Annotated in this window: 20 protein-coding genes; 6 read left to right on the top strand and 14 right to left on the bottom strand. The window is 51.6% G+C overall.

All coding sequences use genetic code 11. The features are described 5' to 3' along the window. Window positions 1–24: 24 nt before the first annotated feature. Together C173_RS31730 and C173_RS31725 are read right to left on the bottom strand one after the other, a co-directional pair. Window positions 25–1,029: a sensor histidine kinase gene (locus C173_RS31730; protein ID WP_036733132.1), complete on the bottom strand. Its 1,005-nt coding sequence runs from the start codon at window positions 1,027–1,029 to the stop codon at window positions 25–27. Continuing rightward, window positions 1,026–1,715, bottom strand: a complete 690-nt coding sequence (locus C173_RS31725; RefSeq protein ID WP_036733129.1) for a response regulator transcription factor — start codon at window positions 1,713–1,715, stop codon at window positions 1,026–1,028. Before C173_RS31725 ends, C173_RS31730 begins: the two co-directional genes overlap by 4 nt. A gap of 377 nt (window positions 1,716–2,092) precedes the next feature. Here C173_RS31725 and C173_RS31720 point away from each other — a divergent pair, with 377 nt between their 5' ends. From C173_RS31720 to C173_RS31705, 4 genes are all read left to right on the top strand, one after another. Continuing rightward, window positions 2,093–2,329 (top strand): DUF6199 family natural product biosynthesis protein, encoded by a 237-nt coding sequence (locus tag C173_RS31720; protein ID WP_036733127.1) that lies wholly within the window; start codon window positions 2,093–2,095, stop codon window positions 2,327–2,329. Between the two features lie 360 nt (window positions 2,330–2,689). After that, on the top strand, window positions 2,690–3,814 hold the full coding sequence (locus tag C173_RS31715) for an ArsR family transcriptional regulator (protein ID WP_036733122.1): 1,125 nt from the start codon (window positions 2,690–2,692) through the stop codon (window positions 3,812–3,814). A gap of 17 nt (window positions 3,815–3,831) precedes the next feature. Further along, window positions 3,832–5,682, top strand: a complete 1,851-nt coding sequence (locus tag C173_RS33260) for an ABC transporter ATP-binding protein (protein ID WP_162174725.1) — start codon at window positions 3,832–3,834, stop codon at window positions 5,680–5,682. After that, window positions 5,672–7,528, top strand: a complete 1,857-nt coding sequence (locus C173_RS31705) for an ABC transporter ATP-binding protein (RefSeq protein WP_051478735.1) — start codon at window positions 5,672–5,674, stop codon at window positions 7,526–7,528. Before C173_RS33260 ends, C173_RS31705 begins: the two co-directional genes overlap by 11 nt. Window positions 7,529–7,679: 151 nt before the next feature. Here the strand turns inward: C173_RS31705 and C173_RS31700 are convergent, their stop codons facing one another. The 3 genes from C173_RS31700 to C173_RS31690 form a co-directional block, all read right to left on the bottom strand. Further along, window positions 7,680–8,360 carry a hypothetical protein gene (locus C173_RS31700; protein ID WP_036733119.1) on the bottom strand — a complete coding sequence of 227 codons (681 nt, stop codon included), beginning with the start codon at window positions 8,358–8,360 and terminating at the stop codon, window positions 7,680–7,682. 183 nt (window positions 8,361–8,543) lie between these two features. Next, window positions 8,544–9,098, bottom strand: a complete 555-nt coding sequence (locus C173_RS31695; RefSeq protein ID WP_036733116.1) for a lipoprotein — start codon at window positions 9,096–9,098, stop codon at window positions 8,544–8,546. A 107-nt stretch (window positions 9,099–9,205) separates the two neighbouring features. Further along, window positions 9,206–9,484, bottom strand: a complete 279-nt coding sequence (locus C173_RS31690) for a hypothetical protein (RefSeq protein ID WP_051478734.1) — start codon at window positions 9,482–9,484, stop codon at window positions 9,206–9,208. A gap of 193 nt (window positions 9,485–9,677) precedes the next feature. On the opposite strand from C173_RS31690, the gene C173_RS31685 reads away from it, so the two are divergent. After that, on the top strand, window positions 9,678–10,625 hold the full coding sequence (locus C173_RS31685; protein WP_036733113.1) for a serine hydrolase domain-containing protein: 948 nt from the start codon (window positions 9,678–9,680) through the stop codon (window positions 10,623–10,625). Here C173_RS31685 and C173_RS31680 read toward each other — a convergent pair. From C173_RS31680 to C173_RS31660, 6 genes are all read right to left on the bottom strand, one after another. Beyond that, window positions 10,618–11,691 carry a GerAB/ArcD/ProY family transporter gene (locus tag C173_RS31680; RefSeq protein ID WP_036733110.1) on the bottom strand — a complete coding sequence of 358 codons (1,074 nt, stop codon included), beginning with the start codon at window positions 11,689–11,691 and terminating at the stop codon, window positions 10,618–10,620. The genes C173_RS31685 and C173_RS31680 overlap by 8 nt on opposite strands. A 38-nt stretch (window positions 11,692–11,729) precedes the next feature. Beyond that, window positions 11,730–11,954, bottom strand: coding sequence for a hypothetical protein (locus tag C173_RS31675; RefSeq protein ID WP_036733107.1), 225 nt, complete (start codon window positions 11,952–11,954; stop codon window positions 11,730–11,732). Then, on the bottom strand, window positions 11,951–13,153 hold the full coding sequence (locus tag C173_RS31670; protein ID WP_036733104.1) for a Ger(x)C family spore germination protein: 1,203 nt from the start codon (window positions 13,151–13,153) through the stop codon (window positions 11,951–11,953). The genes C173_RS31675 and C173_RS31670 overlap by 4 nt, the downstream gene beginning before the upstream one ends. 2 nt (window positions 13,154–13,155) lie before the next feature. Next, window positions 13,156–14,655 (bottom strand): spore germination protein, encoded by a 1,500-nt coding sequence (locus tag C173_RS31665; RefSeq protein WP_063830969.1) that lies wholly within the window; start codon window positions 14,653–14,655, stop codon window positions 13,156–13,158. A 430-nt stretch (window positions 14,656–15,085) separates the two neighbouring features. Then, window positions 15,086–15,238, bottom strand: a complete 153-nt coding sequence (locus tag C173_RS35270; RefSeq protein WP_235192097.1) for a hypothetical protein — start codon at window positions 15,236–15,238, stop codon at window positions 15,086–15,088. A gap of 380 nt (window positions 15,239–15,618) precedes the next feature. Next, a complete protein-coding gene (locus C173_RS31660; RefSeq protein WP_036733101.1) occupies window positions 15,619–16,377 on the bottom strand; it encodes a CPBP family intramembrane glutamic endopeptidase in 759 nt (252 codons plus the stop codon). 167 nt (window positions 16,378–16,544) lie between these two features. On the opposite strand from C173_RS31660, the gene C173_RS31655 reads away from it, so the two are divergent. Next, the gene (locus tag C173_RS31655; protein ID WP_036733098.1) at window positions 16,545–16,922 is read left to right on the top strand and encodes a hypothetical protein; all 378 of its coding nucleotides are present in this window, start codon (window positions 16,545–16,547) and stop codon (window positions 16,920–16,922) included. Window positions 16,923–17,000: 78 nt separating this feature from the next. Here C173_RS31655 and C173_RS34420 read toward each other — a convergent pair whose 3' ends face one another. From C173_RS34420 to C173_RS31645, 3 genes are all read right to left on the bottom strand, one after another. Next, a complete protein-coding gene (locus C173_RS34420; protein WP_235192096.1) occupies window positions 17,001–17,162 on the bottom strand; it encodes a hypothetical protein in 162 nt (53 codons plus the stop codon). A gap of 95 nt (window positions 17,163–17,257) precedes the next feature. Beyond that, window positions 17,258–19,252 carry a chemotaxis protein CheA gene (locus C173_RS31650; RefSeq protein ID WP_235192095.1) on the bottom strand — a complete coding sequence of 665 codons (1,995 nt, stop codon included), beginning with the start codon at window positions 19,250–19,252 and terminating at the stop codon, window positions 17,258–17,260. Window positions 19,253–19,267: 15 nt separating this feature from the next. Further along, complete coding sequence (locus C173_RS31645; RefSeq protein ID WP_036700854.1) at window positions 19,268–19,693, bottom strand: chemotaxis protein CheW; 426 nt, start codon at window positions 19,691–19,693, stop codon at window positions 19,268–19,270. Between the last annotated feature and the right edge of the window lie 4 nt (window positions 19,694–19,697).

The following is a 19,697-nucleotide window of genomic DNA, read 5'->3' as shown; positions in this document are numbered from 1 at the left end:
TGGAACAGGCATGTGACACTATTGTCACATGCCTGTTAGCCGCTGAAAGTCATTCTCCCTTGGAAAAGTTAGCGTAAACACACTCCCCTGCCCAAGCACGGAAGCAGCGTGAAGTCTGATCTGCAGCGGCTCCGCAACCTGCCGGGTCAGATACAGCCCCATGCCGGTGGCTGCCCCCTCCTGGCGGAAGCGCGATGAGGTGAAGCCCCTATCATAGATGCGCGGCAGATCCCTGGGATCTATCCCCTGTCCGCTGTCTTCAATGACAAGCACGACATGGCCGCCCTCTTCTCGGCTCCGGATGAGGATATCGGAGGCTTCGCTGTATTTCACGGCATTGGTCAGGAGCTGTCTGAGCATGAAGGCCAGCCATTTGCCGTCTGTCAGCACGGTCTCAGCATCAAGCTCTACGTCGAACCCGATGCGTTTGGAGATGCACCAGGATTTCAGTGCCCGGATCTCCTTATTAAGGATAGGGGCAAGACTGACCTTTTCAATGAACAGATCATTACGGATGAAGGGAATCCGCTTCTGATGCAGCTGCTGGTCGAGCAGATGGTGAATCCGCAGCCATTCGTACATCATCTGTCTTTGCAGGGTCTCGTCCGGCAGGCGCTCTATCATGAGCTGCATGGCAGTCAGCGGGGTCTTGACCTCATGTATCCAGGCCAGCAGCTCGTCCTTCTCCGATTCCAGCAGCTGGACATTCATGAAGGATTCGCGCTTGTAGCGGTCTGTCTGGGCGCTTACCGCCTCATGGACCAGCCGCTCCATCGGACTACCGGGATCGAGGACCGCCTGCAGCTCATAGATCTGATCCCAGGAGGCAAGGCTCTTATAGAACCGGGTCTCCCGGGAATAGCGCAGGAAGACGAAGGCCAGACAGAGCAGCGTATTCAGCAGTACAATGTATAGGACTGGCAGCAGCGGTATGGCAGAATCAATATAGGCCACGAATATAATAATCAGTTGGAGGGCGGCCAGCAGGAGCAGCCAGCTCCGCTTCTCGGTGATATATTTCCTTATCATTCTGCCGCCTCTTCAGTCGCCATATACCCTTGCCCCACCTTAGTCTCTATGTAGGCATCCAGACCGAGCGGCTCCAGCTTCTTGCGCAGCCGGTTCACGTTCACAGTCAGCGTATTATCGCTGACAAAATGCTCGTTGTCCCATAGGCTGGTGATGATCTCCTCACGTTCCACAATACTGTTCTTGCGCTCCAGCAGGATTTTGAGAATCATCATCTCATTCTTGGTCAGCAGGGCCGCTCCCCCGCTGCCCGTGACCGTATTCTTCACGAACTCAATCGCCGCTCCGCGCCAGGTCTTCAGCTCCGTGCCTTCCTTGGCGTAATTATAGACCCGGCGTAGGGTAGCCTGAATCTTGGCAATCAGCACCTCGAAATGGAACGGCTTCTGAATGAAATCATCGGCTCCAAGCTGCATCGACATCACCATATCGCTAGGATGGTCCCTGGAGGAGAGGAAAATAATCGGCACCTTGGAGTGGCTGCGCAGAATCCGGCACCAGTGGAAGCCGTCGAACTGCGGCAGCTGGATATCAATCACTACCAGGTCGGGCTTTACCTCCGAGAACTCCTGCAGTACCTTACCGAAATTTGTAATCCCGTACACCTCATAGGACCATTGGGCAAGCCTCTCCCTGATCTCCCCGAACAGGGTGATATCATCTTCGATTAGCATTATTTTGAACACAAAGGACTCTCCTTCAGCAGGAATACTATCGGTCTATTATACTTCACATCGCTGAATTGACAAAGGTTGGAACATGTCCCGGCTCTCCCAGCCACTTCACCACTGTTCGACCGTCAACCGTTCAATCAGGTTCAGCGGAATCTCTTTATGGGTCAGACCTTCGCCACCTGATCACTGGTGACAAGCATCGCCGCCGGAGGGTCCTGCATCTCCAGAATCCGCTACATTCGTAGAATCTGATTTGATAGTGTGTGTATCTGAAATAATTCACTTCATTCGCTACTTCAGCGCAGTCATTTTTCTTATTATAAAACTTTCCTAAGCCAAGTGACGTATTAGTTATTAACGGCTGAAACTTTGAATATACAGGGGAGCTGATGATCATCGGAACTTTTGATGGAATTATTATCTTGCTGTTCGGAATCGGAATCAATGTGTTTGGACTATATGTCCGCCGGAATCCCACCTTCACCTGGCAGGCGAGTGAGAGCTGGAAAACGAAGGGCGACGGGGAGCCTAGTGACGCCTATATCAGCTCCATGCGCTTCAGAGGGGCAGTTGCCCTATGGATCGGATCCTTCGTTATGGTAATGGGGATATTGAACCTGTTGTAGCACTCCCTTATAACGGAGCAGCTTCGTCAGACATTTCCTGCCTGATTTAGTAAAGGGACTGTCTCAAAAGTAGTTTTTCTACGAGTAGAGACAGCCGCTAAGTCAGCGTAGCATAGCGCCTCCTTCTTGGGGTTCCAGTTCAACCTGGACAATCGTTTCCGCCCCCTTCGCCCCTCCCGGTTCATTTCATTCTTCCATAATATCAAAGGATAACCATTCAAAAGATCAACATCCACACATAACTTATTCTTTACAAATTCTCGAATATGGATTACTTTAACATTAAGTAAATACTGAATGTTGCTGAATATCAAATAACATTTAGTATTATAACTAAAACATTGTAAAATGGAGGAACTGATGAATCACTCTTTACAGGAGACATTACAGAAAAATATCCGTTTTGCTTACAACGAGGCTATTGAGTTCATGGTTTCCATGGGAATGCTGGCCTGCGAAGACCAGCTGGCAGCTCTGGCAGAGGATTATAAGATCGAAATCGATGAGCTGCTGGAAGCCTATTTCGATGAGGCGCGCAAACGATTGTCACCTCACTACACCCGCGAGCTGATGTTTTTTTTCGGCCATAACTTCTTTCATCTTGCACTGGATTTCCCTTTGTATGAATCGATCTGCTCTTACCCGGAAGCGCAGACTGTAGAGGAATGGCTCAAGCGGCTGGAGAACAGCCCTGCAGAGCATATCGTTTCAGAGATGGTCTATGGCGTCTACAACGATAATATGGAAGCTTTATTGAATGGTAACGAATGGGAGCTGGTCAAAAAGGATCTCAAGAAGCTCATGGAGCTTGTGGCCGATACAAAACCTCAGCCTGAGGTTGCAGAGGCTCATGCACCGCTGCTTGAATGCCTGGCTTATCCGCAAGAGACCAAGCTGCGCTATATACAGCTTCTGCGACAATTCCATCAGGATGTTTTCATTCACTGGAAAGACCGGATTCACGCGATCTCTGAACAGGCAGCCCTCCGGTATGAAGCCCAATTCCGCAGCAATCCGGAGGCGTTCATTCGTGAAGTCCACAAGAATGAGCCTGCGCTATTTGACTTTCCGGCCACCTTCCATGTCAGCTTCGTCTCACAGGTGGGCAATGCCTTCTATAATTTCCATACAGAAGCCGGGCGGGTAGGATGGGTCATCTTCGGCATACACAACGAGCGCGTATATGGACCTGTCGCCGACCGGCAGAAGACCGAGTTGTTCCTCAAGGCTTTCTCGGATAAACGGCGGCTGGATTTGCTGCTTCTGCTTAAGCAGCGTCCACACTATGGCAAGGAAATCGCCACTGCGCTCGGTATCACACAGGCTGCTGTCAATTATCATTCCAACTTTCTCTTCTTCCTGGATTTGCTCGATATCGAGCGGGTAGATCATCGCCTGTATTATGTGCTTAGAACAGAGACTTTGCGCAATCTGCTAGCTCTAACGGCAAAAGTTATGCTTGATGAAGACCAATTCATGAGTTGATGACTGGAGGGTTCTCCTTGAACAGAATCACAAATAGCTTAGCATTGCCAGGGGAAGAACAGCCCATCGGTCCCAAGAGTACATTTATCCGATTGCTAAAACTCGGTAAGCCTTATACAGGCTGGTACATCATTCTGTGTGGGCTCGCAGCGGTCATTTCGCTCACCACCGTAGGTTTGGCTGAAACGCTGCGGCGGATTATCAATGCGGCTACAAGCCATGATACCTCTGGGCTGGCAGCCGGGATGATCTTTGCTGCGGTCATTGTTGTTACCGATGCCGGAGTGCACTTTCTGAATACCTATCTCTCAGGGCTGCTTGAGATCAAATCCACCTCAAAGCTTCAGATCTCTATGCTGAGTAGAATGCTCAAATTACAAATGAAAGATTTGGACCGCTATCATTCAGCTGATCTGATCAGCCGGATGAACGACTCGGCTCCAGCCGCCCAGCAGGGAATTAACCGGAAGACCATTGATCTGATCAGCAATCTGCTGCAAATTGCATTTCTCCTCACTTATCTTCTGTCTTTGCAGTTTGCTCTGACCTTGGGGACGATTCTTATCTGTTCACTGGTCCCGCTGGTCATGCTTCCCTTCACCTCCCGGCTCCGCACGATGAATGAGCAGCGCCAGAGTATTGAGAGCGCCCAGCAGGCATTTGTTCAGGATTCGGTACAGGGTGCCGAAGTCGTGCGCGCCTTCTCCCTTGCTCCCCGTCTACTCGGGCAGTTCAACCGCAGAGTCCGGCAATTTAACAACGTTCACCTGCCCGTCTCACGGATAGAGGCTGTAGGTTACAATATGCCGTTGGCTGTTATTCTGGGCGGATTACTGTACGTTCTCTCCTATGGCGGTTACTTGGTCATCGGCGGCCGGCTGGATGTAGGTGCCGTTGCCGCGTTTCTGATCTGCTTCGAGCAAATCTCGAATCCGGTGTCGAAGCTTGCTAACCTGTGGACAGAACTACAGTCATCATTGGCACAAGGGAAACGTTTATTTGAGATAATGGATTTATCTGAAGAAGACGGCAATTCCGCTTGTCTTAAGACGGCAGGAGTGCAGGATGAAGCATGGACTGAGGGTATCCATCAGACCGTTGCCGGACAGCAGCCGCTTACTTTCAGCAATGTCAGCTTTCGCTATGGACAAACGAAGGTGCTAACGGATGTTCATCTACGGATTGAGCCAGGTAAGGTTACCGCCTTCGCCGGAGCCAGCGGGAGCGGCAAGAGCACAATTCTTCAGCTTATGCTTGCCACTTATGTGCCTGATGGAGGAAGCATACATCATGGCAGTGTGCCCTTACAGACCATTCCGCCGCGTAGCTGGCGCAACCGTATTGCCTATGTATCCCAGGAGCCTTATCTGTTCTCTGCAACACTATACGAGAATATTGCCTGGGGTCGGCCGGAAGCCTCCCGTGAAGAGGTGATAGCCGCCGCACAGAATGCGGGCATCCATGAATACATTATGCGGACTCCCATGCAGTATGAGACGGTCATCGGAGAAAGAGGGCTCACGCTATCGGGAGGTGAACGCCAGCGGCTCTCTATTGCCCGGGCTTTCGTCCGCGATCCGGGACTGCTGCTGCTGGATGAGCCTACCGCTGCACTTGATAGCCATAATGAGGAGATTGTCCAACATGCATTGCGCGTGCTGATGACGAACCGGACAACGGTTGTGGTCGCCCACCGGTTATCAACTATCAGGCATGCGGATCATATTTGCTTCATGGAAGCCGGAGCCATTGCTGAACAAGGGACACATGGGGAGTTGATGGCTCTGCAAGGCAAATATCACGCTATGGCCCAGGCAGGCGTCCAGACAGAGGCTACCGCCGGAGGAGGAATATCTAATGAATATTAACTCTTCTTCATCCGGCCGAATTCAGCTCCGAGTAGCCCTCAAGCGGCTGCTTCCTTATGTGAAGCCATACAGGCTCGGCTTCCTGGCAGCTATAATGCTGCTAATGGCTAGGCTTGCCCTGGATGTCGGGTTTGCTACGATTCAGCAGGTTTTCATTGATACAATTAACAGTACCAATATGCAGTCACTGACACGGATAACCCTAATTTGTTCAGTGGCCTGCTGTGTGATCATTCTCTGTCTTATGCTGCAGCATTATCTCCGCTTCACCGTGCACAGCCGGATCGCCTGGGATTTCCGGACGAAGCTGTTTGATACCAGCCACCGGCTGACTTTCCGCCAGCTGGAAGCCATGCATTCCGGAGATTTGACCTCACGCAACACGAAGGATGCTGGAGCTGCCATGGGAATGATTAGCAGTCTGGTCTACGATTTGGGTTATAATCTGCTGCTCTGCCTGGTTGCATTTCTGTATCTGGCCAACATGGATGTCTGGCTTGCACTCCTTGCGCTGGGCACGGGACCTGTAGTATTTCTGTCCGGGCGTTTCTTTGACCGCAGACTCCGCAAGCTGTTCACCCAAATCTATGCCCAGGAGGCTCTGTTACGGGGAATTCTGCAGGAGACCCTCCAAGGAATGAAGGTCATCCGTTCGTTTTCACTGGAGGATACGCTGCTGAGCAGGTACGCGGCTGAACGAGGGAAGCTGAACCGGCTGCAGCAGCAAAGAACCCTGCTTAACGCTCTGCTCTGGCATTCTTCTGCATTCATCAACAATGTTGTTATGATTGCCTGCGCTGTTCTAATTGCAAGATCAGCAATACGGGGGGAGACCTCGGCGGGAGAAGTGCTTGCCTTCATTATCCTGATGGGACGTGTTCAGTGGCCGTTTGTCCAAATGTCGCAGACCTGGGGCGCGGTACAGGAATCGCTCGGTGCGGCTGATCGTGTATTTGAAATTCTTGATGCTCCCCTGGAAGGAACAACCTCTGGTTACAGGGACCGCTCCTCTTCCCCGGGAGCAGCAGCCTCTGCCTCTGCCGAAGCTGCCGCATTGAGCATACAAGGGCTGCACTACAGCTTCGCAGGACCTCGGTCCAAGGAGGAGGCCGGCTTGTCAGGGATTAATCTCCAGCTCCAATATGGCGAGACCGTTGCTGTTGTCGGACCCAGCGGCTCGGGCAAGACGACACTTGTGCGTTTATGCTGCGGACTCTACGAACCGGAGGCCGGCAGCATTACCGTATGCGGCAATTCCGTACACGATCAGCTAGAAGCTGCCCGGCGGATGATCTCTTACGTGCCACAGAATCCCTACTTATTCTCCGGCAGCATCCGGGAGAATATTGCGTTCAGTGCTGATCATGCCAGCGATGAAGCAATCAGGGAAGCTGCCCGGCTGGCAGGTGCAGATGAATTCATTATGTATCTGCCCGAAGGATACGACACATTGATCGGTGAACACGGATCTACTCTATCAGGCGGTCAACGGCAGCGCCTTGCCATCGCCAGAGCCTTTCTGCGTAATGCGCCGCTCTTGCTGCTGGATGAAGCGACCTCGGCACTTGATAACGAGTCCGAACGGCTGGTTCAGCAATCGCTAGATCTGCTGATGAAAGACAGGACCACCCTCGTGATAGCCCACCGCCTGTCAACAGTGCGGGAAGCCTCACGTATCATTGTCCTGGATCATGGCACCATTGTAGAACAGGGTACACATGATGAACTCCTGAAGCAAGACGGACTTTATGCTGATTTGCACCATATACAGTTCAGCACAGCACCGGTTGATGACCTGCAAGCTGTACCTTATGCGAAATCATTTGCTTCTGCATTAAAAGTATAAATCCAGGAACGAATCCTATTACAAATGAAGACTCCGGCAGTCCGTGCAGGCACGACAGCCGGAGTCTTCGTCCGCTTTTCATACAACTTATGATGTGTTGTATGCGGTTGACTACAAGGTGACCGGTTATCTGTCTACCTCCACTCTTATTTCATTTACCGGGCGGTATCGACCCGCTGTCTCTGGCGTCTGTTATGATTTTGGAGGCGACTACTTCCCCTGCCTTATCCAATCCTTCAATCTCGAACGGAACGCCCGCCGTCGCCGCTTGAAAAGCAAACCAAATTGTCCGGCCCTGCGCCGTCTGAATGAGCTTTGCCTCGGACTTATCGGTCCCGGTCTGCTTTTGCTGAACGATAATCTGCTGAATGGACGGGTCCAGCACCTCACCGAACACCATAGGAAACGGAGTGGAGATTTGCTCCAGCTCAGGCAGCCTCATATAATTCATTGCCGACACGGTAGGGTCTCCGTCCATCCCGTAGCCCGCCCCCCAGACCCACTTCCAGCCGATCCAGGTTTTGCGGACATATTCGACTTGAAGATTGCTGCGGTCCTGATCGCCCGAACGGGTGAGAAAAACAAGCTTCCCCCTGCCAACAGTCTCCTCATGTACCACCGTCATGGAATCAGACTCACGGAATAACCGCACGGCCTCCTCTGGACTTGAGCCCAGGGGAATCTGGAGCGACTGATTCATTCCCAATGAGCGGGACATCCGCTGGTCCGACCACCCGCCGGGTCTTTCATACATATATAACAATAAATAGAGTACCGCTACAGAAGCCAGAATCACTCCCGCAGCCATCCCCCATCTCCGTGTAGTTTTCATGAGTGCATCTCCCGTCCCGATTGTTTGCGCTTACAACAGCTTCCATTTAACTATAGATGATTTCGGTCCAGATTACAAAATCCCCCCATAACATATAAAAAGCCTGTAGCGCAAGCCCCTCCGGGACCCTGTCTACAGGCTGTATTTCATTATAGTAATTGAATGGATTCCAATATACTTATTTTATTTTACTTCAGTAGCTCCGGTAACTTTACCTTCAAGCACAGCGGTTGCCTTCACATCTTCGCTGGAGAAGTACAGGTTGCCGTCGATTGTAGCATCCTTATACAGGTTGAAGCCGTTAGCTTCTACATATACATCACCTTTGATCGTACCGCCTTGAACGCGGAAGTTCTCGCTCTGTACAGTTACTTTTGGTGCTGTAAGGGTGTAAGTAGCTGTAACTTTGTGGTCTGCATCCTGTGCGTACAGGGCCAGCTTACGATAGATTGGCTTAGCTGTATCGTTCTTGTCGTGGAATTCGCCTGCTACCACTACATCCTTATCCACTGTCAGATCATTCAGCACAGCAACGATCCAGGTTCCCTTGTCGCTTACTGCATTAATGAAAGAATCAGCCTGGTTCACGATCGAAGCGGAGGTTTTTGCATCTACCTGTTCTGTTGCTGGTGCAGTTGTCGCTGCCGCCCCTTTGTCTGCATTGTTTTTATCCGATCCACAACCCGACAACAAAGCTACTGATACCCCTGCTACTACTAATACTTTAAATAATTTCATTTTAATTCCCCCTGTTTCTTTAAGTTAACTTTATTATATATTAAAATTTTATGAATACAACGTGATAATTTTCACGAATTTGTGTCTTTTTTCACAAACATTCATATTTACTCTCTCAACGTATCCTCCCACTCCTCTCTAAGCAGCCCCATCCGGATAGAATCATAGTATATTCCGCCCTCTACTTCTATTACCCAATTGTTCCCACGGCCAATAATTTCGGCTCGCTTCCCGTAATACGTCTCCCATGTAATTCGTTTGTGCTCATAATAAGGCGCATCCCATTTCTTCCATTCCGGCTCTTCCTCTTTATAAGCGAGCTCCCACAGCCTGGGCAGATCCCCTTCAGCTATTGGGCGAATCTGCAGTTCATGATCCTGAATCATAGAATCCCTCCGGAACAGTTAATATATTGCCAACTAATCTTATAATAACTGACTAGAGGAAGCCCCGGCTGGTAATAAATGTGTATAAACAAATTGGACTTCCCGGCGTCAGATTGAGATAATACAGGGGAATTCATCAAGCGAGTATACAGACATTCAAGTGATAGTTGTATATATAGAAAGGAAAATCCCAATGAACCTATCCACCCTATCAGCCGCGCTTGCGCCGCTGAATCTGCGGAGCTGTCTGATTCAGCAGCAAGGCAGGCTGATCTTCGAGCATTATAGAGATCAGCGCACGGCCTCAGAGCTGGCGAAGATCAACTCCTGCACCAAGAGCATCCTCTCTGCGCTGATCTGCATCGCCATGGACCAGGGGCTGCTGCCCGGCCCTTCGGCTCCGCTCAGCAGCTTCTTCCCGCAAGTCCTGCGCGATAAGGACGCACGGAAGCGGAACATTACGCTCGAACAGCTGCTGACTATGTCCGCAGGCTTCCGCTGGACGGAGTTCGGCGGGGCCAATTCCTTCCCGAAGATGACCCGCACCCCGCACTGGGTGAATTATGTGCTGGAGCAACCGCTCGCAGATGAGCCGGGCACCCGGATGGAATACAATTCGGGAATCTCGCAGTTACTGTCTTCGATTCTGGTACAAGCCACAGGACAGAACACAGCCAGCTATGCCGAACAGGTTCTCTTCGGACCGCTCGGCATCCGGGACTATGACTGGGAATCGGACCCCCAGGGCATCCATACCGGCGGCTTCGGTCTGAAGCTGCGGCCTGTAGACCTGCTGAACTTCGGACAGCTCTATTTGCAGCAGGGGATATGGAAGGATTCGCAGATTATCTCCGGCAGTCGGGCTGTACATTCGGTACAGCCAGTCATGCACACGGAGCCTCCCCGCCACGGCGGATACGGCTGGCATTGGTGGACAGATGCCCTGTCCTGCAGCTCAGCAACCGGAGAATCCAGTCTGGTGGACTACTATTACGCCCGCGGGTATGCCGGACAATTCATATATGTAGTGCCGGAGCTTCAACTGGTCACTGTGCTGACCCAGGATAACAAGCGCGGGAAGAATAATCCTCCGCCGGATGTGTTCCGTGACTATATCGTGCCTTTACTGGGATCTATTTAAGCTGGCTCCTTAGCTTACCGGCAGCATACCATAGCAGCGGACACAACAGGTTGAAGAAGAATACATTGAGATACCAGATTTCATTCAGATCGGCAATTACCGAGGGATTATCCCAGACATTCATCGCCAAGGGAATACTGATGAGAGACAGCGGAATCAGCATTCCCTTGTATTGCTTAATCCCGAATAATTCAGCGCAGCCGTAGGTTGAGACGAAGAGGGTAAGAACCAGCCGGTAAAAAATGACGATAAACCAGATGATCGTGACAATAGTCTCGATCCGCTCATAGAATCCGCCTATCGTTACTGTTTTGGCCGCAAACTGGCTGACATAAGGCATGTTCGGCGGCAGGCTTTCTCCCAGCACCGCGATAATCAGCACCGTCAACAGGAGTAAGGCGACACTGGTAATCCATGTACTGTGGACGAGTGCTTTTCGGTAAGAAGCTTTGTCCTTAACGAGTGGAACCAGAAACAGGCTTAAAGCGACCTCGCTGCTCGGATAGCCCAGAAACATAATCGTGCCTTGGAATACGGGCTGAACCCCCTTCTCGAAAACGGGCAGGAAGCTGGTCCATTCCGCCCCATGTAGCAGGGACAACAGGAACAGCAGCAGCAGGGCCATGGCAACCGGGAATGTTATTTCAGCAGACCGGCCAACCGCAATAATCCCTTTATACAGGCAATAGACCAGGGCGAACAGGATCAGGACATAGATAGCTGATGGCGGAGTCTCTATAAACAGGTCGTTGCCGGTAAAGTCCCCAAGGCTGCGGAGTGTCAGGATGAAGATGAGAAAGGGCACGCAGAATATATACAGGGCCAGCATGATTTTACCGCCCACCTTCCCCAGAACCCGGCTTAGAAATTGCCCCAGGGTATCGCCGTTCATTTGGGAATACAGCGCCACGAATAACCGGATGATCAGCAGCTGAATCAGCATGCCCAGCAGGATCGGCGCCCACGAATCTTTACCGGACAGTCCGATGACCATGGAAGGCAGCCCCAGCAGGGCGCTACCCCAATAATGAAGCGTCAGCAGCATCATTAACTGGCGGGAACTCATTTGTCCATCCCCTCCTTATGTTCGGTCTAATCCCCCTGTTAACCAAGAATGGCCCACGGTTTCAAGAATTGCAGCAGATTAATGAATGGCCGCAACAGATCGGGGGTGAAGCCGTCCTTGGCCGATATAATGTTTAAACCTAAGGCTACCGCATACAGAGCGTACACCAGCGTTTTTTCCCGGAGGCTCCCCCGCTTCTTGCGGAACCGGCTGAATTGCCACATCCATAACAGCACATTGACCGAAATCAGAAAAGCACTCATTCGTCCGGTTCCTTAAATGGCGGATTTACAATTCTTCCTCTGCCCTTAATGATGTATTCCACAACCACCTTCACATCCATCCTCCTGAATTTCTCATTCCACTGATCCTGCCACTTGTGCCAATACCGGGGGTATTTCTGGTGAAATTTATTGCCGAACCCGAATATATCTACGCCAAAGCGGTTCTGTACATCCCTGATCCCGGTGACAATCAGCGCCTCTGTCCGCGCAATGGCCCTCTCCTTCATCTTCTCCAGTGTCTTGCGGCTGTTCAAATCCAGACTGCACTCTACCTCTCCCACATTGGCTTCAATTCTAACCTTGACTGTGGCTGACGGCTCCCCGTTTCGCACCTCAGGCTTAATGGAGGTCTTGGCATCCAGTACCTCCATTACAAAATTCCCGTCCTTATCCGGGCAGTCCACTTTACCCACGGTTGATTTCACCTTGCCAGTCACATAGTTATAAGCCTTGCTATCCTCTTCGTTCAGCCAGCCGAGCAGAACATCATCCTTCATCACGCCGATACCCCGGTACTCAAATTTAAGCGGGCTGTTAATGGAATCTACATTTTCTTTCGTCTTCCCCTTCTCCAGATCCCCAACCATATGCAGACCCGTCAATACGGCCTCCTGGCCGTCCAGATCAAACCATTTCATCAGATCAAGCAGTCGCACCGCCGAGGTCGGCGCCCAATTCTTCTGCGACCCGTTCAGCGAATCATAGAGGTCTCTGGCCGGCAGCCGTTCCAGCGGCGTCATAATCGACAAGGCATCGTAAGCCGTTCCCTCCCGGACGATCGCTACATCGAAATCCGGCCTGACCTCATGATCCCTGAACAGGAAATCCAGCGGTTTGCGGATACCTTCTCTCGCCATAGCCTCGTCAAGCAGCAGCATGCTCAGATGGGACAGATATACCTTACGCGGCAACATGGTGGTCAACTTGCGCAGAGCTTCCATAATCGTTGCCGACTCCGTGGCAACCACAAGGGCCGGCGGTCCCCCCGCGCCGCCGCTGCTGGCAGCCGCCAGACTGGGCGCAACAATCTGGACGGTTACCCGGTAGCCCTTGTCCGTACGGTCAATGCCAAGACCAATGGCAACCGCCAAATCACCCAGCTCCTTGCGGCTCCAACAGCCCGTTAACGGCGTACTCATCAGAACCAGGACGCAGATCAGGATTACCGTTCTTCTCATGGCTAAGCTCCATTCCTGGTGCGTTTATTGCGCGAGCTGGACCAATAAGGACTACGGAAGACGCCGTCTGCCTGTTCACTCTTCAAATAAGGCGCATATGGCCGCATGTAAGGGACTCCTGCGGACTCCAGGCTGCAGATATGCACGGTCAGAATGACGAACCCTACAGTAATCCCGTAGATCCCGAAGGAAGCGGCCGCCCCCATGAACAGAAACCGGATGAGCCGGATAGGAATCGACATATTATAGGCTGGAATGACAAAGCTGGAAATCCCGGTGATCGCCACCACGATAACCATCCCTGCCGAGACAATTCCGGCGTCTACCGCGGCCTGTCCCACTATGAGCGTCCCTACAATGGATACTGCCTGGCCGATATTGCGGGGCATACGGATTCCGGCTTCACGTATGATCTCGAAGGTAATCTCCATGAGCGTTGCTTCAACAAATGCCGGGAACGGCACGCCCTCGCGCTGGAACATGATGCTCAACAGCAGCCGGGTGGGCAGCAGATCCTGATGAAAGGTTGTAATGGCAATATAGAGTCCGGGAGCAAAGATACTGATAATTACAGCGGTCAGCCGCAAGATCCGAATCAGACTGGAGAACAGATAAGGCTGATAGCTGTCCTCTGCCGACTGGATGAAATCCAGGAACAGGGAGGGAACAATCATGACAAAAGGAGTTCCGTCCACCATAATGGCTACCCTGCCTTCTGCCAGGCCTGCCGTGATGCTATCCGGCCGTTCCGTATTCAGCACTGTCGGAAACACTGTATATTTGTTGCCCTGCAGATATTCTTCAATGAATTCGCCTTCCAGTACGGTCTTCAATCCGATCTGATCGAACATCTCCGTGATCCGGTTCAGCACCTGCTCATCGGCCAGCCCCTCGATATAGAGGATTGAAATATCCGTCTGCGTGACTTGCCCCACGGAACGGGTTACAATTCTCAGCCGCTCATCCTTCATTTTCCTGCGGACCATCGTAATATTCGTGCGCAGATCATCCGTGAAGCCTTCCTGCGGCCCCCGGATCACTGTTTCCGTCTTGGTCTCATCGATACTCTTCTTCTCATAGCCTTGGATGGCAAGCGCCAGTGCCTCTTCACAGCCGTCAATCAACACCAGGACACAGCCGGATAAAATATCCTTGACCGCTCCGCTCAGCTCCCCGGCCGTTCGGACCTGTCCCGCGCTCAGGATCTGGTTGCTGAAATAGTCCAGCAGACTGTGCCCTTCCGGGGCAGGCGGTGCAGACTGAATCGCCGGAATGAACGACTCCTCCAGAACCTGATTGTTCACCATCCCGTCCAGGAAGATTAATTGAATGACACATTCCCGCTGTACATGAGCCCAATCCAGACGCAACGACCGGACGCTGACATCCGAGCTATTCCCCAGTCTGCGGCAGATCAGCTCCGTATTGATGTGAGACTCCCGGCTTAGGCGCTGTGGATGCTCCTTAGGCAAATCACCGGGGTGTTGTTCATGAAATTTCATGTGTAGACTCTCCCTGCTGTGTCGTCGCGTAATTATGTATCCAGTGTTGCCTAAGTGGGTTTATTTCTAAACCACGTAGCAGCGGCTTTTCCCGTCAAAAAAAAGCCCCTTCCCCCTGGCCAAGAGAGAAAGAGCTTATTATGTACAGACGCACAAATCCCCGCTGCCTGATTGCTTAAGGCCCGGGGATTCATGTGTTGATTACGCTATTCAATTCAATCATTTCCTCCAAGTAACAAAAGCCATATCCCTGACATGGTGATTGTTCTCAATTTCATGTTCACTTCATGCTTCCGTGTTGCCCGTTCGCTCCTGTCCGGAGTGTTGCTCCATGTCCTGCATATGGGGTGGATTCCCGCGTACACGATTTCACGAAAAACGTTTTCACGGACGTTTTCCCTACTGTGAGGAATCGCAGTTGTACGCTTCGCTAACCTTTTTCATTGGAATCACGCTCTTTCTTCCGCAAGAGACTTCTCCTGCTTGAATGATAAGCTTCGTTCTTCTTCCAATTAAAGATTTGCTTCTTGGGTTCCCGCATACCCACGATCTGCCAGAAGATGTTATCATCCACCTTCTTCATCAGCAGCCGATTCCGGCATGCTTCGCTAACGCTAGTACATCGGGGCTCTCTCCTTTCCTTCATTAATTGCTAAATTTAGGAATGAGACCATCACCTGCGGTACCACCTGTAATGCTTGGTGCTCTTGATGCTGTGGTTCCTGTGGTGATGTCTACATTATACCTGAGAAACGCTTAAATTTAAACTTTCAAAAACCTGCATATCCCCGCAGAATCTGCGATATTCCAGTAGGATTGCAAATAAAATGCCCATCTCTAAACATTGCTCCGTTTACGGATTATTTGCTCCCGTTAGCTGATCATTTTCATGTATGCGCTATCATTTCATATGAAAATGAATGGCCAGCCTGAGGAATTCCTTCCCCGGACTGGCCGGTGTGTCTACAGGGTGAGACTATGATTTCTGTGCTTGCGGCTGAATACCATGAGCAGATAAATTCCATAGAGCAGATACAGAATATTAAGAATGGAGACGATGAGTACCTCATGCTCCAGATTCTCATTGCTGACCATGGCCAGTGCATCGTAGATAAAATGGAACGCGATCAGCGGAACAATATTCCGGCCTGTCTCCATCAGCAAGGCGAGCACACAGCCCAGCAGCAGCGCATTGATAACCTGGAGAATCGTATGTATGATATCATTTCCGCCAAAGGCGTTGGCCATATGCAGAACCCCGAAGAAGATGGAGGAGAACACAATATAAAAGACCGGACCTTTGGATTTCAGAAGATTCCAGATCACCCCTCTAAAAATGGCTTCCTCAGTATAGCCCACCAGCAGGGTCATAATGACGATGCTGATTATTTCAGGCGCTCCCAGTTCAACGTTGATTCCATTCATCAGCGGCTGGGCCACCGCAATAATGAGCAGCGGGATGTAGAACAACACCGCCCGGGACGGACCAGCCTCCAGCTTGCGGAAGCCGAAGCTGACGAGCGAAGAATCCTTTCTTTTCATATAAATGGTTACAATAATGCCCATAACCAGGAAGGCGCAGGCCTGGGCATTGCGTATCCCCATATCGCCGAACTCCTGAATGGTAGCGACAGCAGCGGCTATGGATACCATTAGAGTCAGGACTACTCCCCATACCAGCGAGTAAAAGAGCGGATGTCTTTGTGCAGCAGTGTTTTTCATTTCAGATCTCCTTTATAGTAGGCTAACGTATTGCCGCTTCAGGACAATAATGGTTTAATTTTATGCTATGATGCCAAATTATACGATATCTATATAATCTTCCAGTGGGCATTGCGGTCTGTACATGCTATAATCTCTGAATCCTACAATGAGAATGGAACAACAACATGAACAGTCCTATCAAGATCTTCAAAGTGACCGTGCAGCTGGAAAAGGATGAATATGGTCTTGAGGTTAGCCATTGGCGTCTGCTGGTGGAAACGAACCGCTATTATGAGATCAAGCCGGAGAGCGGACCGGTTAAACGGATCTACAAAGAAAAATTGAATACGGTAGTGGATGACACCAAATCCTATACAGATGGCTATCTGGCCTGTTCAGCGTTCTGTAACGAGGACCGTATAGATGATATGCATACTGAAATGCTGCATGCGCTCCAGCTTAAGATCAAGGCCTATATGGACGAGCTGCATCTGAACCAGCAGGCTCTTGAGCTGCAGTTCAACCGCCCGAAGCCTCTGAGAACCGAAGAACAGACCTCCTGACCGTGGCACTACAATAACAAATAACCGGAAGAGTCGCAGGCTTCTGCGGCTTTTCCGGTTATTAGGCGTTGCTATTCCTTAGAGCAGTTCCGCATTCTTCACGGCGTGTTCCCAGCTTGGAAAATAATACAGCGCACTTCTCATCAGCTCGGGCTCCTGCTGCTTGATCTGCTTCTTGTTCATCTTGCCCCCACCAGACTGAAGCTGCTTGATCCTACTGATAACTTCATCTGAAGCCATTGTAATATCCAACTCTTCACCCCTTTCCGGTGTTTCTTTCCATATTTTTCACCATTGCTGCCGGTTCTATACCAGACTGTGATAATGGAAAGTAATCAGTGGCTAACGAGATAAGAGGCATCCAGAATCAGAGCGACCCGGCCGTTGCCCAGGATCGTTGCCCCGGACAGATGATTCATCGTCCCCAGATACGCGCCCAGGGACTTGATGACCACCTCCTGGTTGCCGATGATCTCATCGACTGCGAACGCAGCGATCCGGTCAACAGATCTTACAATCACGAGCGGAATCGTCTTGGAACGGCGCTCTGTGCGCGGATAATGCAGCTTGTCTCTGAGCCAGGAGAGCGGAACAATCCGCCCGTGGTTGATAATCGCCTGCTCCCCTTGAACGACCTGTATCTCTTCGGGGGAGATCCGCACAATCTCAGCCACATTATACATCGGTAAAATCAGAACACGCCCGGACACCTTGACCAGCAGCCCCTTGATAATAGCCAGCGTAAGCGGCAGACGGATTGTAAACAGAGTCCCTGCCCCCGGCTCGGTCTGAATATCTATGATTCCGTTGAGACGTCCAATCTGACTGCGGACAATATCCATCCCCACGCCCCGCCCAGACACTTCACTGACCTCAGAGGCTGTGGAGAAGCCTGGCTCGAAGATAAGACTAACGGCTTCCTGTGCAGTCAAATACCCTGCCTGTTCTTCTGTTATGATCCCTTTGCTGAGCGCAGAGGCTGTAATCCGGGCGGCATCGATGCCCTGTCCGTCATCCTCCAGACGAATCACGACCTGGTTCTCCTCATGAAAAGAAGTAAGCGTAATTCTGCCCTTCGGAGCCTTACCCTGCTGCACGCGCACCTCTGGACTCTCGATTCCATGATCGGCGCTGTTACGGATCAAGTGGATTAGCGGATCACTCAGCTCTTCAATGATCATCCGGTCCAGCTCGGTCTCGCCTCCCTGAATCTGCAGCTCAATATCCTTACCCAGCTTCTGGGCCAAATCCCTCACCAGCCGCGGGAAACGGTTAAACAGCTGATCCATCGGCAGCATCCGGGTCTTCATGACCCCTTCCTGAAGCTCTTTGATAATTCCGCCCATATGATCCGATATCGAGCCGATATCAGGTAGAACCTTGGCGGGATCCGTACGCTGTCCATTAGCGCTCAGATCGGCCAGAGAGGTCTGCTCAATCAGCAGCTCCCCCACCAGATTCATCAGATGGTCCAGCCGCTCCACACTCACCCTGACGGTTGACTGTACCTCATGGGATTTCCCCTTGCCAGGAGTAGAGGACGAAGGTTCTGCAGGCACCGGTCCGGCCGTGGTCTGGACGTCAGTCCCGGCAGCAGGTGCGGGCACGAATGGTGTAATGACAATGCTCTCGACATCGGTCTCCCCTGCCAGCTGCTCGGACACCTGCCGGAGCTCGCGCGGGGAAGCAGCGACTACAGCAAATTGGCTGTAGCGGGCGTCTTCATCGGCTCCCGGCGCCGCCGGGGGCGCCAGGGCAGCAGCAATCACCGGCCCGCAGACCTCTTCGACACGCTGCAAGAGGATATAATGCCGGGCCGCCTTCATCTGGCAGTCCTCTCTCAAGGTGACTACCAGAGCCAGCAGCGAGTAGCCCGCTGCCACGGCCTCTTCCGCCTGAAGCAGCTCCGCTGCATTTAAGACCGGAAGCAGTACCGGCTGAAGTTCAGCCGGCTTATTAATCAGCGCCTTGATCTCCGCAACCACAGCTGAGCAGTCTGTAAAGCCCTCCCCGCTGACATACTGAGTGCGCAGCAGCTTCATCGCATCCAATGCCCGGAAGAGCGTATCAATCAGATGGCCGGTAATCTCCGGCTTCTTCTCCCGCACCCACTCCAGCGCATACTCCACCTCGTGCGTGAGATCGCTCATCTCGCGGAAGCCCATCGTGGAGGCAGAGCCCTTGATCGTATGGGCTGCGCGGAAGATCGTCTGAATCAGCTCAGCGGTTGGAGCATGCTCCAGCGCAAGCAGGGACTGGTCGATCCGCTCTAATTGCTCGTTCAGCTCTTCTATGAATATATCGCGGTAAGCCGACAGTTCCATCATCATTGCTTGTTCCCCTTTTTACCCGCCCAATATTTCTTCGAGCTTCAGAATACCGATCAGCTGGTCATCCCGCTGCCCCACTCCGTGGAACACCGCATCGCGGCTGCGGTTATGTCCGCCTGCCGGCGGATGAATCTCGGCGTACGTAGTCACCTTGTTCACCTTATCTACAATCAGTCCGACGAATTCCTCGCGGTAGTTAACCACAATAATTCTTGTGCTCCGGGTATACGGCTCATCCGCCATTCCCAGCAGATTGCGCAGGCTCATGACACAGACCACCTTGCCGCGCAGATTGACTACACCTTTGACTTCATTCCGGCTGAAGGGGATATCTGTAATGCTGAGCATTTTGATAATCTCATGAATCTCTTCAATCCGGATGGCACAGGTCTCGGCTCCTACCGCAAGCTCGATATATTGTTCCTTCTGTAAGGACGACATGGCT

It is taken from the genome of Paenibacillus sp. FSL R7-277 (genome assembly GCF_000517965.1).
In the GTDB taxonomy this organism is placed as follows: domain Bacteria; phylum Bacillota; class Bacilli; order Paenibacillales; family Paenibacillaceae; genus Paenibacillus_AQ; species Paenibacillus_AQ silagei.
This window is presented reverse-complemented; position numbering and strand designations above follow the sequence as displayed.

Excerpts from the sequence above, each read along its gene's own strand:
- C173_RS31730 (WP_036733132.1), bottom strand. The coding sequence starts at position 1,029 with ATGATAAGGAAATATATCACCGAGAAGCGGAGCTGGCTGCTCCTGCTG.
- C173_RS31675 (WP_036733107.1), bottom strand. The coding sequence starts at position 11,954 with ATGAGTGCTTTTCTGATTTCGGTCAATGTGCTGTTATGGATGTGGCAA.
- C173_RS31670 (WP_036733104.1), bottom strand. The coding sequence starts at position 13,153 with ATGAGAAGAACGGTAATCCTGATCTGCGTCCTGGTTCTGATGAGTACG.
- C173_RS31720 (WP_036733127.1), top strand. The coding sequence starts at position 2,093 with ATGATCATCGGAACTTTTGATGGAATTATTATCTTGCTGTTCGGAATC.
- C173_RS31685 (WP_036733113.1), top strand. The coding sequence starts at position 9,678 with ATGAACCTATCCACCCTATCAGCCGCGCTTGCGCCGCTGAATCTGCGG.
- C173_RS35270 (WP_235192097.1), bottom strand. The coding sequence starts at position 15,238 with ATGAAGAAGGTGGATGATAACATCTTCTGGCAGATCGTGGGTATGCGG.
- C173_RS31680 (WP_036733110.1), bottom strand. The coding sequence starts at position 11,691 with ATGAGTTCCCGCCAGTTAATGATGCTGCTGACGCTTCATTATTGGGGT.
- C173_RS34420 (WP_235192096.1), bottom strand. The coding sequence starts at position 17,162 with ATGGCTTCAGATGAAGTTATCAGTAGGATCAAGCAGCTTCAGTCTGGT.
- C173_RS31690 (WP_051478734.1), bottom strand. The coding sequence starts at position 9,484 with ATGATTCAGGATCATGAACTGCAGATTCGCCCAATAGCTGAAGGGGAT.
- C173_RS31705 (WP_051478735.1), top strand. The coding sequence starts at position 5,672 with ATGAATATTAACTCTTCTTCATCCGGCCGAATTCAGCTCCGAGTAGCC.
- C173_RS31665 (WP_063830969.1), bottom strand. The coding sequence starts at position 14,655 with ATGAAATTTCATGAACAACACCCCGGTGATTTGCCTAAGGAGCATCCA.
- C173_RS31700 (WP_036733119.1), bottom strand. The coding sequence starts at position 8,360 with ATGAAAACTACACGGAGATGGGGGATGGCTGCGGGAGTGATTCTGGCT.
- C173_RS31645 (WP_036700854.1), bottom strand. The coding sequence starts at position 19,693 with ATGTCGTCCTTACAGAAGGAACAATATATCGAGCTTGCGGTAGGAGCC.
- C173_RS31660 (WP_036733101.1), bottom strand. The coding sequence starts at position 16,377 with ATGAAAAACACTGCTGCACAAAGACATCCGCTCTTTTACTCGCTGGTA.
- C173_RS31695 (WP_036733116.1), bottom strand. The coding sequence starts at position 9,098 with ATGAAATTATTTAAAGTATTAGTAGTAGCAGGGGTATCAGTAGCTTTG.
- C173_RS31715 (WP_036733122.1), top strand. The coding sequence starts at position 2,690 with ATGAATCACTCTTTACAGGAGACATTACAGAAAAATATCCGTTTTGCT.
- C173_RS31655 (WP_036733098.1), top strand. The coding sequence starts at position 16,545 with ATGAACAGTCCTATCAAGATCTTCAAAGTGACCGTGCAGCTGGAAAAG.
- C173_RS31650 (WP_235192095.1), bottom strand. The coding sequence starts at position 19,252 with ATGATGATGGAACTGTCGGCTTACCGCGATATATTCATAGAAGAGCTG.